Origin of the sequence: Siccirubricoccus soli (genome assembly GCF_024178315.1) — a bacterium.
Lineage (GTDB): Bacteria > Pseudomonadota > Alphaproteobacteria > Acetobacterales > Acetobacteraceae > Siccirubricoccus > Siccirubricoccus soli.
Map to the genome: position 1 here is coordinate 1 of NZ_JAMZIK010000256.1, position 1,389 is coordinate 1,389.

The window sequence follows — 1,389 nt, forward strand, 5'->3', positions numbered from 1 at the left end:
CGGCGCCGTCCAGCCCAGCGCCGCCAGGGCCTCGGCCAGCACGGCCTGGGCCTCCGGCGCCGGCGCCTCGGCCAGGAGTCCGGCCAGCCGCGCCGCCAGGGCCCTGGCCGGCCGCATGGCCGAGCTCGCGGCCCCGCCCTCGCTCATCCCTGGTCCCCCCGCCCGGCGCGCTGCCTGCCTGTTCCGCCTCAGCCATTATAGCAGTCCCGGTTCGGCGTTTCATGGACCGGCAAGGAAGCCGGGCTACAGCCTCTGCCCAAGGGCGGAAACGGCCGGCGGCAATGCGCTGCCGGTCGAGTTCGCTTGACAGCATGCAACCCATAGGCAAGCGTGCCGCAACAGCAGGGCATCTTAGAAATGACTTCGGAACGGCGCCGAAACCCTTGGCGATGCCGGCATTTTTGCGATGCGGTAAAGCCCGGCCAGGCGTCGCTGCGTCGCCGCATCGGCGCTGCACCCGCCGCCGCCACCCGGAGTCGTCCCGCCCTGGCTCCCTCGCCCCACGCCTTCGCGGAGACCTTGCCGCATGAATGACGCCGTTGCGGATGCCGAGACGCGCAGCCCTGCCGCCACCGCGAGAAGCCTCGCCGCCGGCATCGAGAGGGTGGAGCTGGGCGACGGCTTCCTGCTGCTCGCCGGCTGGGCGGCGGCGCCGCCGCCGCTGCGGCTGAGCCTCGGCGACGGGCCCAGCCTGCCGCTGAACGGCCTCTTCCCCCGGCCCGACCTGGCGGAGGAGGACGGGCCGGAGCCGCTCGGCTTCGCCACCGACCTGCGGCTGCCGCCGGACGGGCTGGAGGGGCTCGGCCTCTCCCTCAGCAACGCCCAGGGGCTGCTGCTCGGCGCCCGGCTGGAGGAGCTGCCGCGGGTGGCATTCCAGCCGCGCGGCCATCTCGACCACGTCTCTCCGGAAAGGCTGGCGGGCTGGGTCTTCAACCCGGCGCTCTGGCATGGCGGGGCCGAGGCGGCGCGGGTGGAACTGGTCATCGATGGCGAGCACCGTCTGCGGCTGCCGCTGAACTGCCAGCGTCCGGACCTGCCCTTCTGCGCCGCCCAGACCGGCCGGATGCTCGGCTTCGAGATCGGGATCGCCGAGCTCGCCTCCCTGATGGCCCGGGCGCGGCTGCGGCGCGACCTGCTGGGCGGGGCGCATGACTACGTGCTGCTGACCGGCGATGCCGTGGTCGGCAGCATCCGGCGCGGCCAGGGCCGGGTGGTCCTGCGCAGCCAGCGCCGCGCGGCGGCACCGGAGCCGCCGCCCGAGCCGCCCGTCGCTGCCGCGCCGCCGCCGCCCGAGCCGGCGCCGAGCGCCGAACCCCAGGGCTATGTGGATTTCTGCGGCCCCGTCCCCGCCCTCGGCGGCTGGATGTTCGGCGGCTGGGCCCGGCTCGG

1 protein-coding gene is annotated in these 1,389 nt (G+C 75.1%); it reads left to right on the top strand.

The window, feature by feature from the left end; genetic code table 11:
* Positions 1 to 526 precede the first annotated feature (526 nt).
* Positions 527 to 1,389 (top strand): hypothetical protein (locus NJ376_RS27850; protein ID WP_252956617.1); only part of this gene is annotated, 863 nt, incomplete at its 3' end.